The organism is Pseudoxanthomonas japonensis, assembly GCF_010093445.1.
In the GTDB taxonomy this organism is placed as follows: Bacteria; Pseudomonadota; Gammaproteobacteria; order Xanthomonadales; family Xanthomonadaceae; genus Pseudoxanthomonas_A; species Pseudoxanthomonas_A japonensis.
Map to the genome: position 1 here is coordinate 23,136 of NZ_PDWW01000035.1, position 18,071 is coordinate 41,206.

The window sequence follows — 18,071 nt, forward strand, 5'->3', positions numbered from 1 at the left end:
TTGGCGAAACGCGCATTATCGCCCCGTGGGGCGGCGCGGCAGGATACGCCCATCGTGGCGCGCGCGGATTGCGCCGGATCAATGCTCCCCGGCGGCCATCCACGGCGGGCGCTGCTTCGCCGCGCGCGTGAAGGCCGGGCAGTCCTCGCGATGCGCGCCGGGCAGATAGCCCAGGCTCATCAGGAATTCGTTGGTGATCTCGCCGCCGGTGAAGCGGAAGGTCTTCTTGAACAGCGTGATCCAGTCGGTCTTCGGCAGTGGATGGTGCGCGTCGAGCCAGGCGGCGAAGCTGCCGTGGCTGCCGCGCAACTGCTGGATGACCTGCGCGTTGTGGATGGCGGCCTCGACTTTCAGGCGGTTGCGGATGATGCCCGGGTCGGCCAGCAGGCGGGCGCGGTCCTTGTCGCCGTAGCGGGCGACCTTGTCCACGTCGAACCCGCTATACGCGGCGCGGAAGCCCTCGCGCTTCTTCAGCATGGTTTCCCAGCTCAGGCCGGCCTGGTTGATCTCCAGCAGCAGGCGTTCGAACAGCACGGCCTCCTCGCGTTGCGGAAAGCCGTATTCGCGGTCGTGGTAGGGGCCGTGCAGCGGATGGCCGGGGGCAATGTCGCAATAGCCTGACATGGGCGCGTGCCTGGAAAGGGAACGCCGATTCTATGGCGGGTTGCGGACAGGAACCGTCCGCACAGGCGCGGCCCATGCGGGGCCGGGCTAGAATGGTGCCCATGCAAGACGTCGCCACGCCCTTGGCCAACCAGCTGCTGATCGCCTCGCCGGCGCTGTCCGATCCCCATTTCGCCCGCGCGGTCGCCCTGATCTGCCAGCACGACGACGAAGGCGCCATGGGCGTGGTCGTCAATCGCCCGTCCGAGTACACGCTGGGCGAGGTGCTGCGGCAGATGAACCTGGCCTCCCACGATCCCCGGCTCGACGACCAGGTCGTGCTGGCCGGCGGGCCGGTGCATCCCGAGCGTGGCTTCGTGTTGCACGACAGCGGCCACACCTGGGAATCCACGCTGGAAGTCGCCAGCGGCCTGTACCTGACCACCTCGCGCGACATCCTCGAAGCGATGGCCGTCGGCGAAGGCCCGGCGCACGCCGTCGTGGCACTGGGCTGCGCCGGCTGGGGCGCAGGCCAACTGGAATACGAACTGGGCGAGAACAGCTGGCTGACCGCACCGGCGGACGCCGAACTGCTGTTCACCGTGCCGCTGGAACAGCGCTGGCAGACGGCCGGCCAGCGGATCGGCGTGGACATGACCCGGCTGACGGACTACAGCGGCCACGCATGAATCCGCGCCCGCCGACGCCGTTTCCACGGACGCCGTCGCAGGATGGCGCAGACCGCATCGAACGGAGGCACTGGGCATGAAGCTGGATGGCACCGTACTGGGATTCGACGTGGGCGCCCGCCGCATCGGCGTGGCCGTGGGCAGCGCGTTCGGTACCGGCGCACGCGCGCTGGCGGTGATCGACGTGCACGGTCACGGCCCCGACTGGCCGGCGATCGACAAGCTGCATGCGGAATGGAAACCGGACGGTCTGGTCGTCGGCGACCCGATGACGCTGGAGGGCGGCGACCAGCCGAACCGCAAGCGCGCCCACGCCTTCGCCCGCGAGCTGCGCACGCGCTACCAGTTGCCGGTGGTGCTGGTGGACGAGCGCACCAGTTCCGTCGAAGCCGCGGAACGTTTCGCGCTGGACCGCGCCGAAGGCCGCAAGCGCCGTCGCGATGCCGCCGCGCTCGACGCCGTCGCGGCCGCTGTCATCATCGAACGCTGGCTGGCCGCGCCCCAGGACGCGACCCAGCTGACCTGATCACCCTCGACCACGCCCCATGACCCCACAACTCGATTCCGACGGACGCCTGCGCCACCTCCTTACCCTCGACGGCCTGCCGCGCGACACGCTGTGCCGCCTGATCGACCGCGCCGGCCAGATCCGCGACGCCGCGCTCGGCCGCACGCCGCGCCGGCAGGTGCTCGACGGCACCACGATCTGCACGCTGTTCTTCGAACCGTCCACGCGCACGCGCAGTTCGTTCCACATCGCTGCGCAGCGGCTGGGCGCGGACGTGCTGAACTTCGATGCGTCCACCTCCTCGACCCGCAAGGGCGAGACCGCGCGCGACACGCTGCGCAATCTCGAAGCGATGGGCGTGCGTGGCTTCATCGTCCGCCATGCCGACGACGGCGCGGTCGCCGCGCTGGCCGCCGAGGCGGGCGAGGGCACGGCACTGATCAACGCCGGCGACGGCCGCAGCGCGCATCCCACCCAGGGCCTGCTGGACGTGCTGACGATCCGTCAGGCCAAGGGCGCCGACTTCTCGCGCCTGAAGATCCTGATGGTGGGCGACGTGAACCACTCGCGCGTGGCGCGCTCGGACCTGCACGCGCTGCGTACGCTCGGCGCGGGCGAGATCCGCGTGTGCGGGCCGACCTCGCTGCTGCCCGACGACGGCACGCTGGCAGGCTGCGCAACCGGGCAGGACTTCGACGCGATGCTCGACGGCGTCGACGTGGTGATGATGCTGCGCCTGCAGCGTGAGCGCATGGAGGAAGGGTTGGTGTCCTCGCTCGAGGACTACCACCGCGACTACGGCCTGACCACGACGCGCCTGAAGCGTGCTGCGAAGGATGCAGTGGTGCTGCACCCCGGGCCGATCAATCGTGGTGTCGAGATCACCGACGAGGTGGCCGACGGCCCGCAGTCGCTCGTGCTGCGCCAGGTCAGCAACGGCGTCGCCATCCGCATGGCGGTGCTGGAGATGCTGCTGGGCTGAGGGACGCTCGACGTGGTGCAAGCGTGGGCGAGCGGTTCAAGAAGGCATCCCGATTCCGTCATTCCGGCGAAGGCCGGAACCCGGCGACTTCATTCATCAGAATCAGAGACACTGGGTCCCGGCCCTCGCCGGAATGACGATCAATCACGAACACGGCGCAAGGATCCCTGCGCCGTGCTCACTCCGGCGCCGAAACCACGCGATTCTTGCCGGCCTGTTTGGCCTGGTACATGGCGCGGTCGGCGCGTGCGAGCAGTTCGTCCTGCGATTCGCCCGGCTGCCAGCGCGCCACGCCGGCGCTGAAGGTCACCAGGATGCCGCGGCCTTCGTAGACGAGGGGCTTGTGCGCCAGCCGGTCGCGCAGGCGCTCCAGCGTGCCCATCGCTTCGAGGAAGCTGGTTTCCGGCAACAGCAGCACGAACTCCTCGCCGCCGAAGCGTGCAACGGCATCGGTGGCGCGCAACGTGGCGCGCGCCAGCGTCACGACGTGGCACAAGGCCGCGTCGCCGCCGAGGTGGCCGTGCGCGGCGTTGATGTGGCGGAAATCGTCGAGGTCCAGCAGCGCGAGTGTCAGCGTCTGGCCACTGCGCAGGGCGCGAACCGATTCGCGCTTGAACAGTTCGTCGAAGCCGCGCCGGTTCAGTGCCTCGGTCAGCTGGTCCACACGCACCAGTTCGGAGACGGACTGCAGTTCCTGCTCCAGGTTCATCACCCGGCGTTCGGCGTCCTCCACCTCGCGGCGCGCCTCCAGCAGACTGTCGCGCGCGCGCAGCGCCTGTGCCTGCACCTGCGCGGTGTCTTCCAGGATGTCCTCCATCCGCTTGCCCAGCTCGGCGATGCTGCGACTGTCGCGCACGGCCTGCGCGTGGAAGCTGATGCGGTCGTGGTACTCGCCGGTGCTGTTGGCCATGCCGTCGAGACGCTCGACGAAGGTCACCATCATCTCCTTCATCGAGGCTTTCGACTCGGCCAGGCCCTGTTTCAGCAGGCCCTGCTTGTAGATGACTTCGCGCAGGCCCGCGCGGGTCTGCTCCAGCGCGGTGCGGTCGAGCGGTCCGGCGAGCAACTGGCGCACGGCACCGATCTGGTCCTGCAGCCAGCTGCCGTCCTCGATCAGCTCGCCGACGTTTTCCAGCAGCAGGTCGAACAGGCTGCGCATCAGCTCCTGCGCGTCGTCCACTTCGTGCGAGCGCTGGCTCACCTGCTGGCAGAGGTCCCGCAGGTCGGTGCCGAGCTCGCCGATGGGTTGGTTGGCCTGCCATTGCCGCACGCGGTCCGCCAGGGCATGCGCCTGCGGAAGCAGCGCGCCGTCGTCGCGCAGCAACTGTTCCATGCCGCCGACGAGCAGGTGGTGCAACAGGTCGCGCAACTGCTCGGCTTCGCCCGCCAGCGGCTCGTCCTGGATGGTGCGGATGTACTTGTCGATGAGTTGGCGCAGCGCGCGGCCATAGCGCGGCCAGTCCTTGTCGGCCTGCGCGGACTGCAGGCGTTCGCCCATGCCGTGCAGTTCGCCCGGCAGGCCGGCGACGCCGTCGGCAAACGCGGACAGCAGGGCGCCCGGCTCCTCGGCGTGCGCGAACAGCGCCTGCAGCTGCGCGCTGCTGATCGCCGGATGCGGGCCGGCCGCCCGGGTCGTGGCGAGCTCGCGCGAGGCCGACGCGCCGCCGTCGCGGCGACGTGCCCACAGCCGGCGGAAGCCGCCAGTAACACCGGAGTTGTCGTCGGCCACGTCAGCCATTCGCGTCGCTCTCACAGCCATGGGCGGATGCCCGTCGGCCACCAGGGGATGCCGGGTTATCGGCCGCCCTGGGCGCAGGTTGAGGACCCGGTGGCCCGACCACCGGTGTACGCGCCGGAAGCGTGATGCAGGACCCGCGGCGGGTCAGGCGGCGTCCGGGGGGAACCGGGCCCGGGCTTCTTCGATGATGGCCAACTGGGCCATGGCTTCCTCGTTGCCTGCCGTGGCTGCGGCGCGGACCTGGTCCAGCGAGGGGTGCGAGACGATCAGCAGCAGGTTGCCGCATGCCGGGCAGGCGTAGTCGGTGACGGCGTCGTGCAGTTCCATGGCCATTGCGCGGCTGTCGCCGTGCCAGCCGCAAGGGCACGCCAATGCGCGCTCGCGCCACCCGGCGGTGAAATAGTCGGAAACGAGCTCGGCCATCGCTCAGTGCCCGCGGCGCTGCGCGAACAGCCAGTCCCACATCGGCGCGTAGGCGTAGGTCGCGTCCCAGCTGTTGTGGTTGGCGTCCGGGAATTCGGTGTAGCGCGCGTCGCGCGCACCCGCGGCCTTCAGGGCGGCCTCCATGCGGCGCGACTGCGACGGCGGTACCACGTTGTCCTGGCCGCCGTGGAAGATCCACACCGGTACGTCCTTCAGGCGCTGCGCGGCGGCGGCGAATGGATCGGCCGCGTCGCCGACGCTGTGCACGCGCAGGCCCGGGCGCGCATCGGTCCAGTCGACGGTGATGCCGCCGCAGACCGGCACCAGTGCGGCGAAGCGGGTGGGCTGCTGCATCGCCAGTTCCCAGGTGCCGTAACCGCCCATCGACATGCCGGTCAGCGAAACACGGTCCGCATCGCCGTTGAATTCCTTCATCGCCGCATCCAGCGTGGCGAAGGCGATCGGGCCGGCCGACTCGGTCCACTCCGTGTCGTCCGGTGCCTGCGGAAACACCACCACGGCCGGGAACGTATCCGCATGCTGGCGCAGGTAGGGTCCCAGGCCTGCCATCGTCTGCTTCACCCCGTCGCTGCCGCGCTCGCCGGAACCGTTGAGGAACAGCACCACCGGCGGCTTGCCGTTGCGGAAGCGGGCGGCGGGCACGAACACCTGGTAGCGGTACGCCTTGCCTTCCAGCGTGATCTCGCGCGAGACGAATTCGCCGGTCGGGTTCATGGGGGAGGTCGTGGTGCAGGCGGTCATCAGGATCAGCAGCAGGCCCAGGCAGGTGGTGGCGAGAGAGCGCATGGCGGTCGCGGTCCGAGGGTAACGGACGGCAGCATACCCCGTCGCGTGGCGGACGGCGCCACATCGATCCTCTGCGTCAGCGCGCAGTAGCGGGAAGCGGTATCTCGTCGCGCATCCGCATGAACCGGGCGAAGCGCGGCAGTCCGTTCGATGTCAGGCCGTTGTAGCGGTAGGTGAGCCATGCACCCAGCGGTGGCGGCGCGGCCCGCTGCGCATCGGTGAAGCCGGTGCCGATGCGGAAACTTCGCCCGTCCGGCATGCGTACCTGCAGTGCGCCCATCATGCCTTCGTACTTGCCTTTGCCGGGCAGGTGAGCGACGACCTGCGCCTCCGCGTCCTCATGCGGCTTGTACTTCAGCAGGTCCTCGCTGCGCCCGGCGCGATAGCGGGCGGTTCGCCGATGCAGCATGAGCCCTTCGCCCCCGGCGGCGACCACGCGGGCAAGCTCCGCGTCCAGCGCCGCGGCGGTATCGAAGCGTCGTTGCGGAATCGCCTGCAGGTGCGTGTTGCCTGCGGCGGACGTGATGGAGCGCATGCGTACGACGCGCTCGGCGAACGGTCCCGGATGCATCGGCAGGTCGAAGACCATGAAACGCACGTCGCGCCAGGCCTGCGCATCGGTGCCGACGCGGCGGACGAGGGCGCTGATGTCGTCGAAGCGGCCACGCGCGATCCACAGTTCGCCCTCCATCGGCTCGACCGGCCAGCCGCGCGTGAAGGTCGGCGGCGCCGCGATCCGTGCGCCGCCGCGGGTCCACAGTGCCCGGCCATCCCAACGGGCACGCACCCCGTCCAGCTTCTCGCTGACCAGGAAGGTGTCGACGGGGACGCCTTCGCGATAGGCGGTCGCCAGCATCGGATCGGGCGGCGGTGCCGACAGGACGGGGAAGATCAGCAGGCACAGCAGGGCGGTGAGCAGCAGACGCATGGCGGCGGACCGGGCCGGAGGGGACGTCAGCGTCGCGCGTGCGATCGAACGCGGGGATCGGCGCATGCCGCGGCCGTGCGTAGGAAGTGCCCGACGCGGCGTCGCGCATCAGAAACTCGTTATCGGATCGCCGATGAGCAAGCGCACGACGGTGGCGGGCTCAACGCCGCGTCCACAGCCACGCACACAGAGAGGCAACGTGCAGCAGCACCATCGTCCAGAAGGCGACACGGTAGCCGGGCTTGCGCGACTTGTGCCGCAGCGTCTGCTGCGCGACCCACGCGCCGGGCCAGCCGCCGAGCAGTTCCAGAAGATGCAGCGTCGTCTCCTGCGTGCGCCAGCGGCCCGTCTGCGCGGCGTGCTTGTCCAGCGCGTTGACCACGTACGTGATCGCCGACAGGATCATCGGCAGGAACATCGCCTCGGCCGGCAGTCGGCCTGCGCGGATCCCCCACGCGATCAGCAGTGCGTAGGCGAGGACGGCCACCGCGCCCGGGACGACCGACGGCGGCCGCGAAGGACCGCATGCAGGCGTCGCCGGACTGGCGCGGCGCACGGCGGGAACCGTCCGTTGCACCGCCTGCGCCCGCCACTTGCTGTCGGGCTGGCGTTGCACCCTGAACTTCACCAGCTCGCCGACCTCGGGCCGGCGGCCATCCAGCCGGTAGTCGCGGACGTGGAAGAACACGCGGGTGGGTTCGCCATCGAGCGGCGCGATGAAGCCGAAGCCACGGTCGTCGTTCCACTCACTGACCTTGCCGAGTCGCTCCATCGATGGACGGCCTCAGTGCAGCAGGATCAGCGTGGCCAGGCCGAGGAAGCAGAAGAAGCCCATCACGTCGGTGACCGCGGTGACGACGACGGTGCCGGCGACGGCGGGATCGATGTTCATGCGCTTGAGCAGCAGCGGCAGCAGCACGCCGGCGGTGGCGGCCGCGCAGAAGTTGATGATCAGCGCCAGCGCGATCACCAGCGACAGCAGCGGGTTGCGGAACCACGCGAAGGCGATCACGCCGACGATGCCGCCAATCAGCAAGCCGTTGATCAGGGCGACGCGGATTTCCTTCCACAGCAGAATGCGGGCATTGCTGGAACCCACCTGACCCAGCGCCAGGCCACGCACCATCAGCGTCAATACCTGTACGGCCGCGTTGCCGCCGATGCCCGCCACGATGGGCATCAGCACCGCGAGTGCAACGATCTTCTCCAGCGTCACCTCGAACTGGCCGATGACCGTCGCCGCCATGAACGCGGTGAACAGGTTGATGCCCAGCCACACCACGCGACCACGAACCGCGCGTTTGACCGGAGAGAACAGATCCTCGTCCTCGTCCAGACCGGCGGCGCCCAGCGCCTGGTGCTCGGCCTGCTCGCGGATGATGTCGACCACGTCATCGATGGTGATGCGGCCGAGCAGGATGTTGTTGTCGTCCACCACCGGCGCCGACACCCAGTCGTGGTCGGAGAACTGGCGCGCCACTTCCTGTGCGCTCTCGCCCACGTCGATGGCCGGCTGCTCGTCGTCGATCAGGCGGTTGATCGGGGTGGTGTCCTCATGCGTGACCAGCGCGGCCAACGGCACGCGACCGAGATACTGGTGGCGGCGGCTGACCACGTACAGGTGATCGGTGTGGTCAGGCAGTTCGCCACGCAGGCGCAGGTAACGCAGCACCACGTCGACGTTGACGTCGGCGCGCACGGTGACCACGTCCGGGTTCATCAGGCGGCCGGCGGTGTCCTCGGCGTACGACAGCACCTGTTCCAGGCGCTCGCGGTTCTCGCGGTCCATCGACTTGAGGACTTCGTCGATGACGGTGTCGGGCAGGTCTTCGACCAGGTCGGCGAGATCGTCGATGTCGAGGTCCTCGACCGCGGCGACGATCTCGTCGGTGTCCATGTCGGCCAGCAGGCTTTCGCGCACCTCGTCGCCGACGTGCACCAGCACCTCGCCGTCGTCCTCGGGATCGACCAGGCCCCAGACGACTTCGCGCTTGCCAGGCGGGAGCGACTCCAGCAGGTTGCCGATCTCCGCGGGCGACAAGGTATTGACCAGCCGGCGCACGGGTCCCAGCCGACCGCTGTCGAGCGCGTCGGAGAGCAGGCGCAACTGGCGTGCGGTCTTGTCGTGGCGGATGGTCTCGACCATTCGGTACTCCGGAATGGGGCCGATCCGTCAGGCGGATGCGACCGGGGCATCAGGCGTTCATTGCGCCATTATCGCCCGGCCTGCGAGTTATGGACACCCTGTACAAGCCATCCGTACAAGACCCTATGCTGCTGTAGGAGCGCCCCATGGGCGCGATGCTGTTGCGTTGGGTACGAAAGCGGAAAAGCATCGCGCCCATGGGGCGCTCCTACAGGTGCTGTCAGCTCGCGACCGCCGCCTTCAACCAGCGCTCGATGCCGGCACGGTCGCGCGCCTGCAGCAGCTTGTCGGTGCGCGCCTGCAGGTCGCCGAAGTCGACATCACGGATGGCCTTGCGTACTTCCAGCAGCGTGGCCGGGTGCAGGCTGAACTCCCGCAGGCCCAGCGCCAGCAGGATCGGTGCGAGCGCGGCGTCGCCGGCGATCTCGCCGCATATCGCCACGGGGATGTCGTGTTCGGCGCCGGTGCGGATCACGTGCCGCAGCAGCCGCAGCACACCCGGATGCAGCGGCGAATACAGTTCTCCCAGGGCATCGTTGTTGCGGTCGGCCGCCAGCAGGTACTGCACCAGGTCGTTGGTGCCGATGGAGACGAAGTCGACCACGTCGACGAAGCCGTGCAGGGCGATCGCTGCGGCAGGTACTTCGATCATCGCGCCGAGTTCCAGCTGTACCGCGATCTCGTGGCCCTGCTTGCGCAACTGCAGGGCGGCGCGTTGCAGCCGGCGACGCACTTCCAGCATCTCTTCGCGGCCGCTGACCATCGGCACCAGCACGCGCACCGGTCCGTAGTTCGACGCGCGCAGGATGGCGCGCAGCTGGGTGTCGAACACGCCGGGATGGGCCAGCGACAGGCGCACGCCGCGCACGCCGAGGGCGGGATTCTCTTCGTCGCCGACGACCAGGCCGGCACGGTCCGCCTTGTCGGCTCCCAGGTCGAGCGTGCGGATGGTCACCGGCCGTCCGCCCATGCCGAGCACGAGGTCGCGGTAGACCTGGAACTGCTGCTCCTCGCTGGGCAGCTCACGCTGCTGCAGGAACAGGAACTCGGTGCGGTACAGGCCGACGCCAGTGGCGCCGAGGGCGTGCGCGTTCGCCACGTCTTCCAGCGATTCCGCATTGGCCCACAGGGCGATGTCGATGCCGTCACGGGTGCGGCTGGGCTTGGAGCGCAGGCGTCCGAGTTCGCGCGCTTCCCTGGCGGCCTCGCGCAGGCGCTCGCGGTAGCGACGCAGGTCGTCCGGGTCGGGATCGACCACCACTTCGCCGGTGGCGCCGTCCACCAGCAGCACGTCGCCGTCGTTGATCTTCTGCAGCGCCTGCGCGTTGCCTACCACCAGCGGCAGGTGCAGGCTGCGCGCGAGGATGGCGCTGTGCGACAGCGCGCTGCCGGCGGCAGTGACGACCGCGACCACACCGTGTTGCTGCAGTTCCGCCAGTTCCGATGGCGCCACGTTGTCGCTGACCAGGATCTCGCCGGCCACCGCGGGCGCGTCGGGCGCGCGCTGGTGCAGGTGCGCGTGGATGCGGCCGATCACATGGTCCAGGTCGTCCATGCGGCTCTTGAGGTAGGCGTCGTCCATGCCGTCGAAGACGGCGGCCAGCCGGTCGCGCTGCAGCCGGAGTGCGTAGTCGGCCGTGTAACGGCCGGTACGGATCAGCTCGTCCAGGCCCTGCAGCAGTTCGGGATCGTCCAGCAGCAGGGCATGCAGGTCGAGGAACTCGCCGACCTCCTTGGCCAGCGCGCCGTGCAGGCGCGCGCGCAGGCTGTGCATCTCGGCGCGGGTGGCCTCGACGGCCGCGTGCAGGCGGCCGACTTCGTCGTCGATCTGATCGGGGCGAACGTGCTGCTCGGCGACCTCCAGCACATGCGGCAGGCGGACCCGGGCACGTCCCAGCGCACTGCCACGCGAAGCCCCATGGCCCGGCAGCAGCGCCCTCATGTCAGGACTCCTCGTCGAATCGTCGCTCGAACAGCGACACGATTTCCTGCATGGCGGCTGCCTCGTCCTCGCCGTCGATGCGGACGATGACGGGCGTCCCCTGGCCGGCGGCGAGCAGCATGACGCCCATGATGCTCTTGGCGTTCACCTCACGGCCCTTGGCCGCCAGCGTGGCATTGCAGCGGAAGCCGGACAGCGTCTGCACCAGCTTGGCGGTGGCGCGTGCGTGCAGCCCGAGGCGGTTGGAAATGATGAGTTCGCGTTCAAGCATCGTCGTGAATGACTCCATTGCGTGCGCCGGCCGCCGCAGTGGCAGGCAGGTCGTCCAGTCCCTGTTCCGGATAATTCATCACCCTCAGCAGCATGGGCAGACTGAGCGCCGACACGCGGCGCACCGGTGTGCCCAGGCGGGCCAGCTTGCCGGCCAGGTTGCTGGGGCTGGCGCCGTACAGGTCGGTCAGCACCAGCACGCCATCGCCACCGTCCACGCGCCGTAACGCGGCCGATGCCTGCGGGAGCAGGACATCGAGGTCGGCGTCGAACGGCACCTCGAAGGCTTCCGCCTTCAGGGGCAGCTGTCGCAGCAGCGACGTGGCGACCGCCAGGATCGCCGCGCCCACGCCAGGATGAGTCACAAGAAGAATGCCACAGGCCATGCCGGAACGTTAACAGACGGGCATGACGGGCTGGAAGCGGCGCCGATGGAACGGTCAGGGTGACATGATGCGTCGCCACCGCGTCCCCGTACCGGAGCTCGCTTCGCTGCTCTGACGCCCGAGTATGGAGCGGGTGTCAGCCGAGCAAGCTCGGCTCTACGGAAGCGGGGGTCAATCCAGCTCGCGATGGAAGGTCGCGACCTCTTCCCAGCCCTGTTCGCGGGCATGCCGGGCCAGGGTTTCCGCCAGGTACACGGAGCGGTGCTTGCCGCCGGTGCAGCCGAAGGCGATGGTCACGTAGCTGCGGGTCTCGCCGCGCAGGCGGGGCAGCCAGGTATCGAGGAAACCGCTGACTTGGCCCACGTACTCGGCCACGTCCGGCTGCGCGTCGAGGAACGCACGCACCTTCGGGTCGCGGCCGGCGTACGGGCGCAGTTCCGGGTTCCAGTGCGGGTTGGGCAGCACACGCGCGTCGAACACGAAGTCCGCGTCCGCGGGCACGCCGCGCTTGTAGGCGAAGGACTCGAACAACAGCGACAGCTGCGTGCCCTTGTTGAGCGCGAACTCGGCGATGATCCGGCGGCGCAGCTGGTGCACGTTGAGCTGGCTGGTGTCGATGACGATATCCGCCTCGTCCCGCAGCGGTTGGACGATATCGCGTTCCTGGCGGATCGCCTCCTGCAGCGACAGGCCGCCGTGGCCCAGCGGGTGGCGGCGACGGGTGTCGGAGTAACGGCGCAGCAGCACGTCGTCGCCCGCGTCGAAAAAGACCAAGCGACCTTCCAGCCCCAGTTGCGCCAGCGCGGCGCGCCACTGGGCGAGCTTCGACAGGTCGCTGTGGCGGCTGCGGACGTCGATGCCCACCGCGATCTTGGGCGGCAGTTCGTCCTCGCGGACCAGGCTGCGCACGAACGACGGCAGCAGGTCCACGGGCAGGTTGTCGACGCAGTAGTAGTCCAAGTCTTCGAACGTCTTCAACGCCACCGACTTGCCCGAACCGGACAGGCCGCTGACGATCACCACCGTGGGCGTCATGCCCGGGGCGTTCTCTTCGTGCGCGCGAGCGGAGTCGTCGCCGGCCTGGCTCATGGCGTGCTGCGCTCGAGCAGGTTGCTGTGGCGGGCGATGAACATCGCCGCCGGATCGATGCCCTTGGTGCGCAGGATGTGCAGGCGCGTGGCGGCTTCGGTCAGCACGGCCAGGTTGCGGCCGGGCATCACGGGCAGGGTGATCAGGGGAACGTCCAGGTCGAGCACGTGGCGCGTGCCGGAATCGCCGGTCAGCCGTTCGTAGCCATGCGGGTTCGGCTCGGTCATCGGGCGGGTGAGGTGCACGATCAGGCGCAGGTACTTGTTCTTCTTCACGGCCGTGTCGCCGAACATCTCGCGCACGTTGAGCACGCCCAGTCCACGCACTTCCAGCAGGTCCTGCAGCAGCTCGGGGCAGGTGCCGTCGAGCACGTCCGGCGCGATCTGGGTGAACTCCGGTGCGTCGTCGGCGACCAGGCGATGGCCGCGGCTCAGCAGTTCCAGCGCCAGTTCGCTCTTGCCGGACCCGGCCTCGCCGGTGATCAGCACGCCGATGGAGTAGATCTCCATGAAGACACCGTGCAGCGTGACCCGCGGCGCCAGCGTGCGCGCCAGGTGGTAGGAAATATGGTTGAGCAGTTCGTGGCCGCGCTTGGGCGATCCCCACAACGGCGTATCGTTCTCGTTGGCCGCTTCGCGCAGGTCCTCGGGGCAGGACTGGCTCTTGCTGATCACCAGCGCCAGCGGCTTGGCCTGCACGATCTTCTCGATCGTTTCCCAGCGCTGGCGGGAGTCGAGCGAATCCAGCCAGGTCAGTTCCTCCGTACCGAGGATCTGCACCTTGTTGGGGTAGACCGCGTTGAGGTAGCCGGCCAGCGACGGGCGCCGGGACACGGTGTCGCCGGACTCCAGCACGCGCTTCTCGCCCTTCTGCCCGGCCAGCCAGCGCAGGGCCAGCTTGTCCTTCTGCTGATCGAACAGTTCACGGGCGGTGATGCTGGTATTCATCATGCGAAGGCAGCCGGCGGGAAGGGAGTGCTTCTCCGGACAGTGCGCGGATCGACGACACGGTGTCGGCACGATCCGTCCGGAGCGCAGTGAGGGCCAGTGTAATGTCCCTTCCGGGAGCGTGCGACCACCGATGCGCGGCGAGGACGCCGGGCGCGGGAATAGTCGTGCGTGCGAGGGCCGCTCCGCGGCGCGAAGCGGCCCGTGGGGCGATGCGTCAGCCGATCAGTTCGCCACGCATGCTGTGGCGCTGGACGTCGGTGCGCTTTTCCTTGTGCTTGACCAGCAGGCGGTCGAGCTTGTCGGCCAGGATGTCGATGGCCGCATACATCGTCTGCGCGCCGGCATCGGCATGCAGGGTGCGCCCGGACACGTTGACCGTGGCCTCGGCGAGATAATCGGGCTTGCGGGTTCCCAGTTGCGTACGGACTTCGCAGGGTTGCTCGAAGTGGCGCTCCAACCGCTTCAGTTTGGTTTCAACGTATTCGCGCAAGGCGGGAGTGACTTCGATTTCATGGCCGTAAGTCTCGATACGCATGTGTGCCTCCTTCTGGTCGGTAGAACCGCGCGCGTGGCGCGGAGAGCGTGTCATGTGACAACGCGGCAGGGGTCTGGGTTCCGGTCATCTCCTGTGTCGGCGGCAAGGGAAGGGCGAGGCCTTCGAGGACAAGATGGACCCGTCCGCGACAACTATCAACTGTTGTCGAGCAGAATTTTGCGTAGGACGATGCGGTGTTAGAAAAGCGTTTCGCGGGCGCGGAACGGAGTCACGGAACCGGTGCGACGCGGGGAGCGTTCAGCCGATGCGCACGCGTTCGTGGGACGACAGGATATGGAGGGCTTCGCGATATTTCGCGACGGTGCGGCGTGCCACCGGGATGCCGGACGCCTTGAGCAGGTCCGCGAGCTTGGCATCCGACAACGGCTTGCGTGGATTCTCGCCGTCGACCAGCCGACGGATCATGGCCTGGATCGCCGTGCTGGAGGCTTCGCCACCGCCCTCGGTGTCGATGCCGGACGCGAAGAAGGCGCGCATCGGCAGGGTGCCGCGCGGCGTGCGCACGTACTTGCGGGCGATGGCGCGCGACACGGTCGATTCGTGCAGGCCCACTTCCTCGGCGACGTCGCGCAGCGTCAGCGGACGCAGCGCCTGCTCGCCGAATTCCAGGAAGCCGGCCTGCTGGTGCAGCAGGCAGCGCATGACCTTCAGCAGCGTGTCGCCGCGGGCCTCGACGCTCTTGAGCAGCCAGCGCGCTTCCTGCAGTTGCGCCTTGAGATAGCCGGCGTCGCTGTCGCCGCATTGCCGGATCATCTGCTCGTACCCGCGGTGGATGGTGATGCGGGGCAAGGTGTTGCCGGACAGTGCGGCGCGCCAGACGCCGCGTTGGCGCCAGACCACGCAGTCCGGCACCACGTAGGTGTCGTGCGAAAGATCGCCCACCTGCGCGCCGGGCTTGGGATCGAGCGTGCGCAGCAATTGCACGGCTTCCTCCACCTCGGCGACGGGACGTCTCAGTTCCTGCGCGATGCCGGCCACGCCGCTGCGCGGCAGGCGCTCCAGTGCCGTATCGGCGATCTGCAGGGCCAGCGCCTTGCCGGGCGTGTCGTCGGCCAGCACCGCCAGTTGCAGGTGCAGGCATTCGCCGAGCGTGCGCGCGGCGACGCCAACGGGATCGAATCGCTGCACCTGGTGCAACACGACCAGCACTTCGTCCTCGCGCGCTTCGATGTCCGGACGCAGCGCCTGCACGATGCCGGACAGCGGCTCGCGCAGGTAGCCGTCTTCTTCCAGTGCGTCGATCAGGGTGGCGCCGATGCGGCGGTCGCGCTCGGACAGATGCGAGAGATGCAGCTGCCACAGCAGGTGGCCATGCAGCGTATCGGCTTCCGCCACGCGCTCGGCGGGACTGCCGCCGTCATCGTCGTCGAAGGAACCGCCGCTGCCGGACGTCGTCCAGGGCCCTTCGTCCGGTGACCAGTCGTCGCGGTCGTCGGCAGCCTCGCGCGCGACTTCCTGCGCCGGTTCGGCGGGGGGCTGGTCGTCGTCGCTGCCGCGGACCGGCACCGGTTCGTCTTCGGGCTCGCTCCAGTCGAGCAGCGGATTGGTCTCGACCGCTTCGGTCAGTTCGATCTCGAGTTCGGCCGTGGACATCTGCAGCAGCCGGATGGCCTGACGCAACTGCGGCGTCATGACCAGCTGTTGTCCCAGCGATGTCTGCAGGCGTGGCTTCATTCCCGACCTTGGAAACCCATGTGGCGGCCAAGAGCCGCCGACGGGATCACAGGCGGAAGGTTTCGCCCAGATAGACCCGGCGTACGTCCGGATTGGCCAGCAACGCGTCCGGGGCCCCCTGCGCCAGAACGCTACCGGCATTGAGGATATACGCCCGGTCGCAGATTCCCAAGGTTTCGCGCACGTTGTGGTCGGTGATCAGCACGCCGATGCCGCGATCCTTGAGGTGCTTCACGATGCGCTGGATCTCGCCCACGGAGATCGGGTCGACGCCGGCGAAGGGTTCGTCCAGCAGCATCAGGCGCGGACGGGCGGCGAGGGCGCGCGCGATCTCCACGCGCCGGCGCTCGCCACCGGAGAGGCTGGCGCCGAGCTGGTCGGCCACGTGGGTGACCTGCAATTCGTCCAGCAGCGACACCAGTTCGCGCTCGATGCCGGCGCTGTCCAAGTCGTCGCGCAGTTCCAGCACCAGGCGGATGTTGTCGGCCACGCTGAGCTTGCGGAACACCGAGGGTTCCTGCGGCAGGTAGCCCACGCCGAGCTTGGCGCGCTGGTACATCGGCTCGGCGGTGATGTCCTGGCCGTCCAGTTCGATGCTGCCGGCGTCGGCGGCCACCAGGCCGACGATCATGTAGAAGCAGGTGGTCTTGCCGGCGCCGTTGGGTCCCAGCAGGCCGACCACTTCGCCCGGCTGCAGGGTCAGGCCGAAGTCGGCGACGACTTCGCGCTGCTTGTAGCGCTTGCGCAGTCCCTTCGCGGTCAGCATCAGTTCTTGCCCTGCGCGGGTTGCGCCGACTTGGGCTGGATGACGGTGCGCACGCGGGTACCGTCGCCGCCGCTCTGCATGTTGCCGGTCTTGGTGTTATAGACCATGCGCTGGCCGCTGTTGGAGCCGCGGTCGGACTTGACCGTGTAGTTGCCGATGAAGGTGATGGTCTCGGTCTTCATGTCGTACTCCACGCGGTCGGCCTGCGCATCCATCCAGGTGCCGTCGTCCATCTGCTGCTTCATCTTCACCTGCTTGCCGGTGAAGACCGAGCGCGAGACCTCGCCGTCGGCCATGTAGATCTCCGCTGCGGACGACTTGATCTCCAGCGTGCCCTGGGTCACCACCACGCCGCCGCCCAGCACGGTCTTGCCGCTGCCTTCCATGTTGCCGCTCTGGCTGCCGGAATCGATGGTCATGGCCTGGTTGCGGTCGCTGGCCTTGGCCATGGCGTCGGCGACGGGCAGCACGAGCAGCAGCGCAGCGCTAGCGAGCAGAACGCGGTTCATAGATCGATCTCACCTGGGATTTGAATGTGTATTCCTTGGTCTTGAGGTTGGTCTCAAAACCGCGCCCGGTCAGTCTAGAGCCGGGCTGGGTCACCGTCACCTCGTCGTCGGTCTGGGCGAGGTCGCGGCCGGGGAATACGTTGAGCGTCTCGGAGCGGAATTCCGCCTTGCGCGCGCTGCCGGCCGGGGAGATGCCGTGCACGTCGCCCTTCAGGCGCAGTTCCTCGCCCTTGGCGCTGAGCCAGCCGGTCTTCGCGCGCAACTCCCACGAACGGCCTTCCTCTTCCGGCAGCAGGAACAGCGGCGTGGTGATGGTGTAGGTCTCGTCCTGGGGATTGCGCGCCATCTCGGGAGCGCGCACGGCGACGGCCTCCTGGCCTTCCCCGTTCAACGCGATCATCTCGAAATCGTGCATCACATAGTCCGACCGGTCGGCGAGCACCTGGTTGGGCTCGGGGACGTCGCGGTTCTTCCACGCGGACCAGCCGCTGACGATGGCCGCGAGCAGCAGCACCAGCCCGAGCGTTGCACGCCAGCTCATGCGGTACCGCCTTCGAAGATCGGCGCATGGCCCTGCGAGCCGAGCAACAGGTCGCAGGCTTCGCGCGCGGCGCCCTGGCCGCCCGCGCGGCGCGTACGCCAGTGCGCATGCTGCGCGGTCCACGGGTGCGCGTCGGCCGGCGCGATCGCCAGGCCAACAGCGAGAAAGGGCGGCACGTCCGGCAGATCGTCGCCCATGAAGGCGACTTCGTCCTGCCCGATGCCCAGGCCGGCCGCGAGTTCCTGCACCTTGGCCAGCTTGTCCTTGACGCCGGTAAAGACCTGCACGCCCAGTTCCCGACCTCGTGCCACGGCGACGGTGCCGCCACGTGCGGTGACGAAGGCGACCTCGATGCCGGCGCGCTTCAGCAGCACCAGGCCCTGGCCGTCCTGCACATGGAACGCCTTCTGCTCGCGACCCTCGCTGTCGAGGAACAGGCGACCGTCGGTGAGCGTCCCGTCCACGTCGAAGCACGCCAGACGGATGCGTGCGGCACGGGCCAGCACGTCGTCGGTCAGGTCATGGAGATGGCGAAGGGGCATCGGGAGGCGGGAGGAAGGGAAG

Annotated in this window: 21 protein-coding genes; 3 read left to right on the forward strand and 18 right to left on the reverse strand. The window is 68.6% G+C overall.

All coding sequences use genetic code 11. The features are described from left to right. Nucleotides 1-78: 78 nt before the first annotated feature. Nucleotides 79-624, reverse strand: coding sequence for a DNA-3-methyladenine glycosylase I (locus CSC78_RS17610; RefSeq protein ID WP_162339164.1), 546 nt, complete (start codon nucleotides 622-624; stop codon nucleotides 79-81). 101 nt (nucleotides 625-725) lie between these two features. Between CSC78_RS17610 and CSC78_RS17615 the strand changes: the two genes are divergently transcribed. From CSC78_RS17615 to CSC78_RS17625, 3 genes are all read left to right on the forward strand, one after another. Continuing rightward, nucleotides 726-1,292 carry a YqgE/AlgH family protein gene (locus CSC78_RS17615; RefSeq protein ID WP_162339165.1) on the forward strand — a complete coding sequence of 189 codons (567 nt, stop codon included), beginning with the start codon at nucleotides 726-728 and terminating at the stop codon, nucleotides 1,290-1,292. Between the two features lie 76 nt (nucleotides 1,293-1,368). Continuing rightward, entirely contained in the window at nucleotides 1,369-1,818 is a 450-nt protein-coding gene (gene ruvX / locus CSC78_RS17620; RefSeq protein ID WP_162339166.1) for a Holliday junction resolvase RuvX, read from the forward strand. A 19-nt stretch (nucleotides 1,819-1,837) separates the two neighbouring features. Continuing rightward, complete coding sequence (locus CSC78_RS17625) at nucleotides 1,838-2,782, forward strand: aspartate carbamoyltransferase catalytic subunit (protein ID WP_162339167.1); 945 nt, start codon at nucleotides 1,838-1,840, stop codon at nucleotides 2,780-2,782. Nucleotides 2,783-2,960: 178 nt separating this feature from the next. Here the strand turns inward: CSC78_RS17625 and CSC78_RS17630 are convergent, their stop codons facing one another. The 17 genes from CSC78_RS17630 to CSC78_RS17710 form a co-directional block, all read right to left on the reverse strand. Next, on the reverse strand, nucleotides 2,961-4,520 hold the full coding sequence (locus CSC78_RS17630) for a GGDEF domain-containing protein (protein WP_162339168.1): 1,560 nt from the start codon (nucleotides 4,518-4,520) through the stop codon (nucleotides 2,961-2,963). A 144-nt stretch (nucleotides 4,521-4,664) separates the two neighbouring features. Beyond that, nucleotides 4,665-4,943, reverse strand: a complete 279-nt coding sequence (locus CSC78_RS17635; RefSeq protein ID WP_162339169.1) for a hypothetical protein — start codon at nucleotides 4,941-4,943, stop codon at nucleotides 4,665-4,667. 3 nt (nucleotides 4,944-4,946) lie between these two features. After that, nucleotides 4,947-5,750: a carboxylesterase family protein gene (locus CSC78_RS17640; RefSeq protein WP_238391334.1), complete on the reverse strand. Its 804-nt coding sequence runs from the start codon at nucleotides 5,748-5,750 to the stop codon at nucleotides 4,947-4,949. A 76-nt stretch (nucleotides 5,751-5,826) separates the two neighbouring features. Beyond that, nucleotides 5,827-6,678, reverse strand: a complete 852-nt coding sequence (locus tag CSC78_RS17645; RefSeq protein WP_162339170.1) for a DNA ligase — start codon at nucleotides 6,676-6,678, stop codon at nucleotides 5,827-5,829. A gap of 160 nt (nucleotides 6,679-6,838) precedes the next feature. Continuing rightward, a complete protein-coding gene (locus tag CSC78_RS17650) occupies nucleotides 6,839-7,450 on the reverse strand; it encodes a DUF1294 domain-containing protein (protein WP_162339171.1) in 612 nt (203 codons plus the stop codon). Nucleotides 7,451-7,462: 12 nt separating this feature from the next. Next, nucleotides 7,463-8,824, reverse strand: coding sequence for a magnesium transporter (gene mgtE / locus CSC78_RS17655; RefSeq protein ID WP_162339172.1), 1,362 nt, complete (start codon nucleotides 8,822-8,824; stop codon nucleotides 7,463-7,465). Nucleotides 8,825-9,044: 220 nt separating this feature from the next. Beyond that, complete coding sequence (gene ptsP, locus CSC78_RS17660) at nucleotides 9,045-10,766, reverse strand: phosphoenolpyruvate--protein phosphotransferase (protein ID WP_162339173.1); 1,722 nt, start codon at nucleotides 10,764-10,766, stop codon at nucleotides 9,045-9,047. Between the two features lies 1 nt (nucleotide 10,767). Continuing rightward, on the reverse strand, nucleotides 10,768-11,037 hold the full coding sequence (locus CSC78_RS17665; RefSeq protein WP_162339174.1) for an HPr family phosphocarrier protein: 270 nt from the start codon (nucleotides 11,035-11,037) through the stop codon (nucleotides 10,768-10,770). Continuing rightward, complete coding sequence (locus tag CSC78_RS17670; protein ID WP_162339175.1) at nucleotides 11,030-11,422, reverse strand: PTS sugar transporter subunit IIA; 393 nt, start codon at nucleotides 11,420-11,422, stop codon at nucleotides 11,030-11,032. The genes CSC78_RS17665 and CSC78_RS17670 overlap by 8 nt, the downstream gene beginning before the upstream one ends. 171 nt (nucleotides 11,423-11,593) lie before the next feature. After that, nucleotides 11,594-12,457 (reverse strand): RNase adapter RapZ, encoded by an 864-nt coding sequence (rapZ, locus tag CSC78_RS17675; protein WP_162339189.1) that lies wholly within the window; start codon nucleotides 12,455-12,457, stop codon nucleotides 11,594-11,596. Between the two features lie 50 nt (nucleotides 12,458-12,507). Next, complete coding sequence (hprK, locus tag CSC78_RS17680) at nucleotides 12,508-13,458, reverse strand: HPr(Ser) kinase/phosphatase (RefSeq protein ID WP_162339190.1); 951 nt, start codon at nucleotides 13,456-13,458, stop codon at nucleotides 12,508-12,510. 217 nt (nucleotides 13,459-13,675) lie between these two features. Beyond that, the gene (gene hpf, locus CSC78_RS17685; protein WP_162339176.1) at nucleotides 13,676-13,996 is read right to left on the reverse strand and encodes a ribosome hibernation-promoting factor, HPF/YfiA family; all 321 of its coding nucleotides are present in this window, start codon (nucleotides 13,994-13,996) and stop codon (nucleotides 13,676-13,678) included. A gap of 258 nt (nucleotides 13,997-14,254) precedes the next feature. After that, entirely contained in the window at nucleotides 14,255-15,832 is a 1,578-nt protein-coding gene (locus CSC78_RS17690) for an RNA polymerase factor sigma-54 (protein ID WP_379609397.1), read from the reverse strand. Beyond that, nucleotides 15,738-16,457 carry an LPS export ABC transporter ATP-binding protein gene (gene lptB, locus CSC78_RS17695; protein WP_162339178.1) on the reverse strand — a complete coding sequence of 240 codons (720 nt, stop codon included), beginning with the start codon at nucleotides 16,455-16,457 and terminating at the stop codon, nucleotides 15,738-15,740. The genes CSC78_RS17690 and lptB overlap by 95 nt, the downstream gene beginning before the upstream one ends. After that, complete coding sequence (gene lptA / locus CSC78_RS17700) at nucleotides 16,457-16,966, reverse strand: lipopolysaccharide transport periplasmic protein LptA (RefSeq protein WP_162339179.1); 510 nt, start codon at nucleotides 16,964-16,966, stop codon at nucleotides 16,457-16,459. Before lptA ends, lptB begins: the two co-directional genes overlap by 1 nt. Beyond that, a complete protein-coding gene (lptC, locus tag CSC78_RS17705; protein WP_162339180.1) occupies nucleotides 16,944-17,507 on the reverse strand; it encodes an LPS export ABC transporter periplasmic protein LptC in 564 nt (187 codons plus the stop codon). The genes lptA and lptC overlap by 23 nt, the downstream gene beginning before the upstream one ends. After that, nucleotides 17,504-18,049, reverse strand: a complete 546-nt coding sequence (locus CSC78_RS17710; RefSeq protein ID WP_162339181.1) for a KdsC family phosphatase — start codon at nucleotides 18,047-18,049, stop codon at nucleotides 17,504-17,506. Before CSC78_RS17710 ends, lptC begins: the two co-directional genes overlap by 4 nt. Between the last annotated feature and the right edge of the window lie 22 nt (nucleotides 18,050-18,071).

Excerpts from the sequence above, each read along its gene's own strand:
- ptsP (WP_162339173.1), bottom strand. The coding sequence starts at position 10,766 with ATGAGGGCGCTGCTGCCGGGCCATGGGGCTTCGCGTGGCAGTGCGCTG.
- ruvX (WP_162339166.1), top strand. The coding sequence starts at position 1,369 with ATGAAGCTGGATGGCACCGTACTGGGATTCGACGTGGGCGCCCGCCGC.
- CSC78_RS17640 (WP_238391334.1), bottom strand. The coding sequence starts at position 5,750 with ATGCGCTCTCTCGCCACCACCTGCCTGGGCCTGCTGCTGATCCTGATG.
- rapZ (WP_162339189.1), bottom strand. The coding sequence starts at position 12,457 with ATGACGCCCACGGTGGTGATCGTCAGCGGCCTGTCCGGTTCGGGCAAG.
- lptC (WP_162339180.1), bottom strand. The coding sequence starts at position 17,507 with ATGAGCTGGCGTGCAACGCTCGGGCTGGTGCTGCTGCTCGCGGCCATC.
- mgtE (WP_162339172.1), bottom strand. The coding sequence starts at position 8,824 with ATGGTCGAGACCATCCGCCACGACAAGACCGCACGCCAGTTGCGCCTG.
- CSC78_RS17630 (WP_162339168.1), bottom strand. The coding sequence starts at position 4,520 with ATGGCTGACGTGGCCGACGACAACTCCGGTGTTACTGGCGGCTTCCGC.
- hpf (WP_162339176.1), bottom strand. The coding sequence starts at position 13,996 with ATGCGTATCGAGACTTACGGCCATGAAATCGAAGTCACTCCCGCCTTG.
- CSC78_RS17645 (WP_162339170.1), bottom strand. The coding sequence starts at position 6,678 with ATGCGTCTGCTGCTCACCGCCCTGCTGTGCCTGCTGATCTTCCCCGTC.
- CSC78_RS17650 (WP_162339171.1), bottom strand. The coding sequence starts at position 7,450 with ATGGAGCGACTCGGCAAGGTCAGTGAGTGGAACGACGACCGTGGCTTC.
- CSC78_RS17690 (WP_379609397.1), bottom strand. The coding sequence starts at position 15,832 with ATGCCGGTAGCGTTCTGGCGCAGGGGGCCCCGGACGCGTTGCTGGCCA.
- CSC78_RS17635 (WP_162339169.1), bottom strand. The coding sequence starts at position 4,943 with ATGGCCGAGCTCGTTTCCGACTATTTCACCGCCGGGTGGCGCGAGCGC.
- CSC78_RS17625 (WP_162339167.1), top strand. The coding sequence starts at position 1,838 with ATGACCCCACAACTCGATTCCGACGGACGCCTGCGCCACCTCCTTACC.
- CSC78_RS17710 (WP_162339181.1), bottom strand. The coding sequence starts at position 18,049 with ATGCCCCTTCGCCATCTCCATGACCTGACCGACGACGTGCTGGCCCGT.
- hprK (WP_162339190.1), bottom strand. The coding sequence starts at position 13,458 with ATGAATACCAGCATCACCGCCCGTGAACTGTTCGATCAGCAGAAGGAC.
- CSC78_RS17665 (WP_162339174.1), bottom strand. The coding sequence starts at position 11,037 with ATGCTTGAACGCGAACTCATCATTTCCAACCGCCTCGGGCTGCACGCA.
- CSC78_RS17670 (WP_162339175.1), bottom strand. The coding sequence starts at position 11,422 with ATGGCCTGTGGCATTCTTCTTGTGACTCATCCTGGCGTGGGCGCGGCG.
- lptA (WP_162339179.1), bottom strand. The coding sequence starts at position 16,966 with ATGAACCGCGTTCTGCTCGCTAGCGCTGCGCTGCTGCTCGTGCTGCCC.
- lptB (WP_162339178.1), bottom strand. The coding sequence starts at position 16,457 with ATGCTGACCGCGAAGGGACTGCGCAAGCGCTACAAGCAGCGCGAAGTC.
- CSC78_RS17610 (WP_162339164.1), bottom strand. The coding sequence starts at position 624 with ATGTCAGGCTATTGCGACATTGCCCCCGGCCATCCGCTGCACGGCCCC.
- CSC78_RS17615 (WP_162339165.1), top strand. The coding sequence starts at position 726 with ATGCAAGACGTCGCCACGCCCTTGGCCAACCAGCTGCTGATCGCCTCG.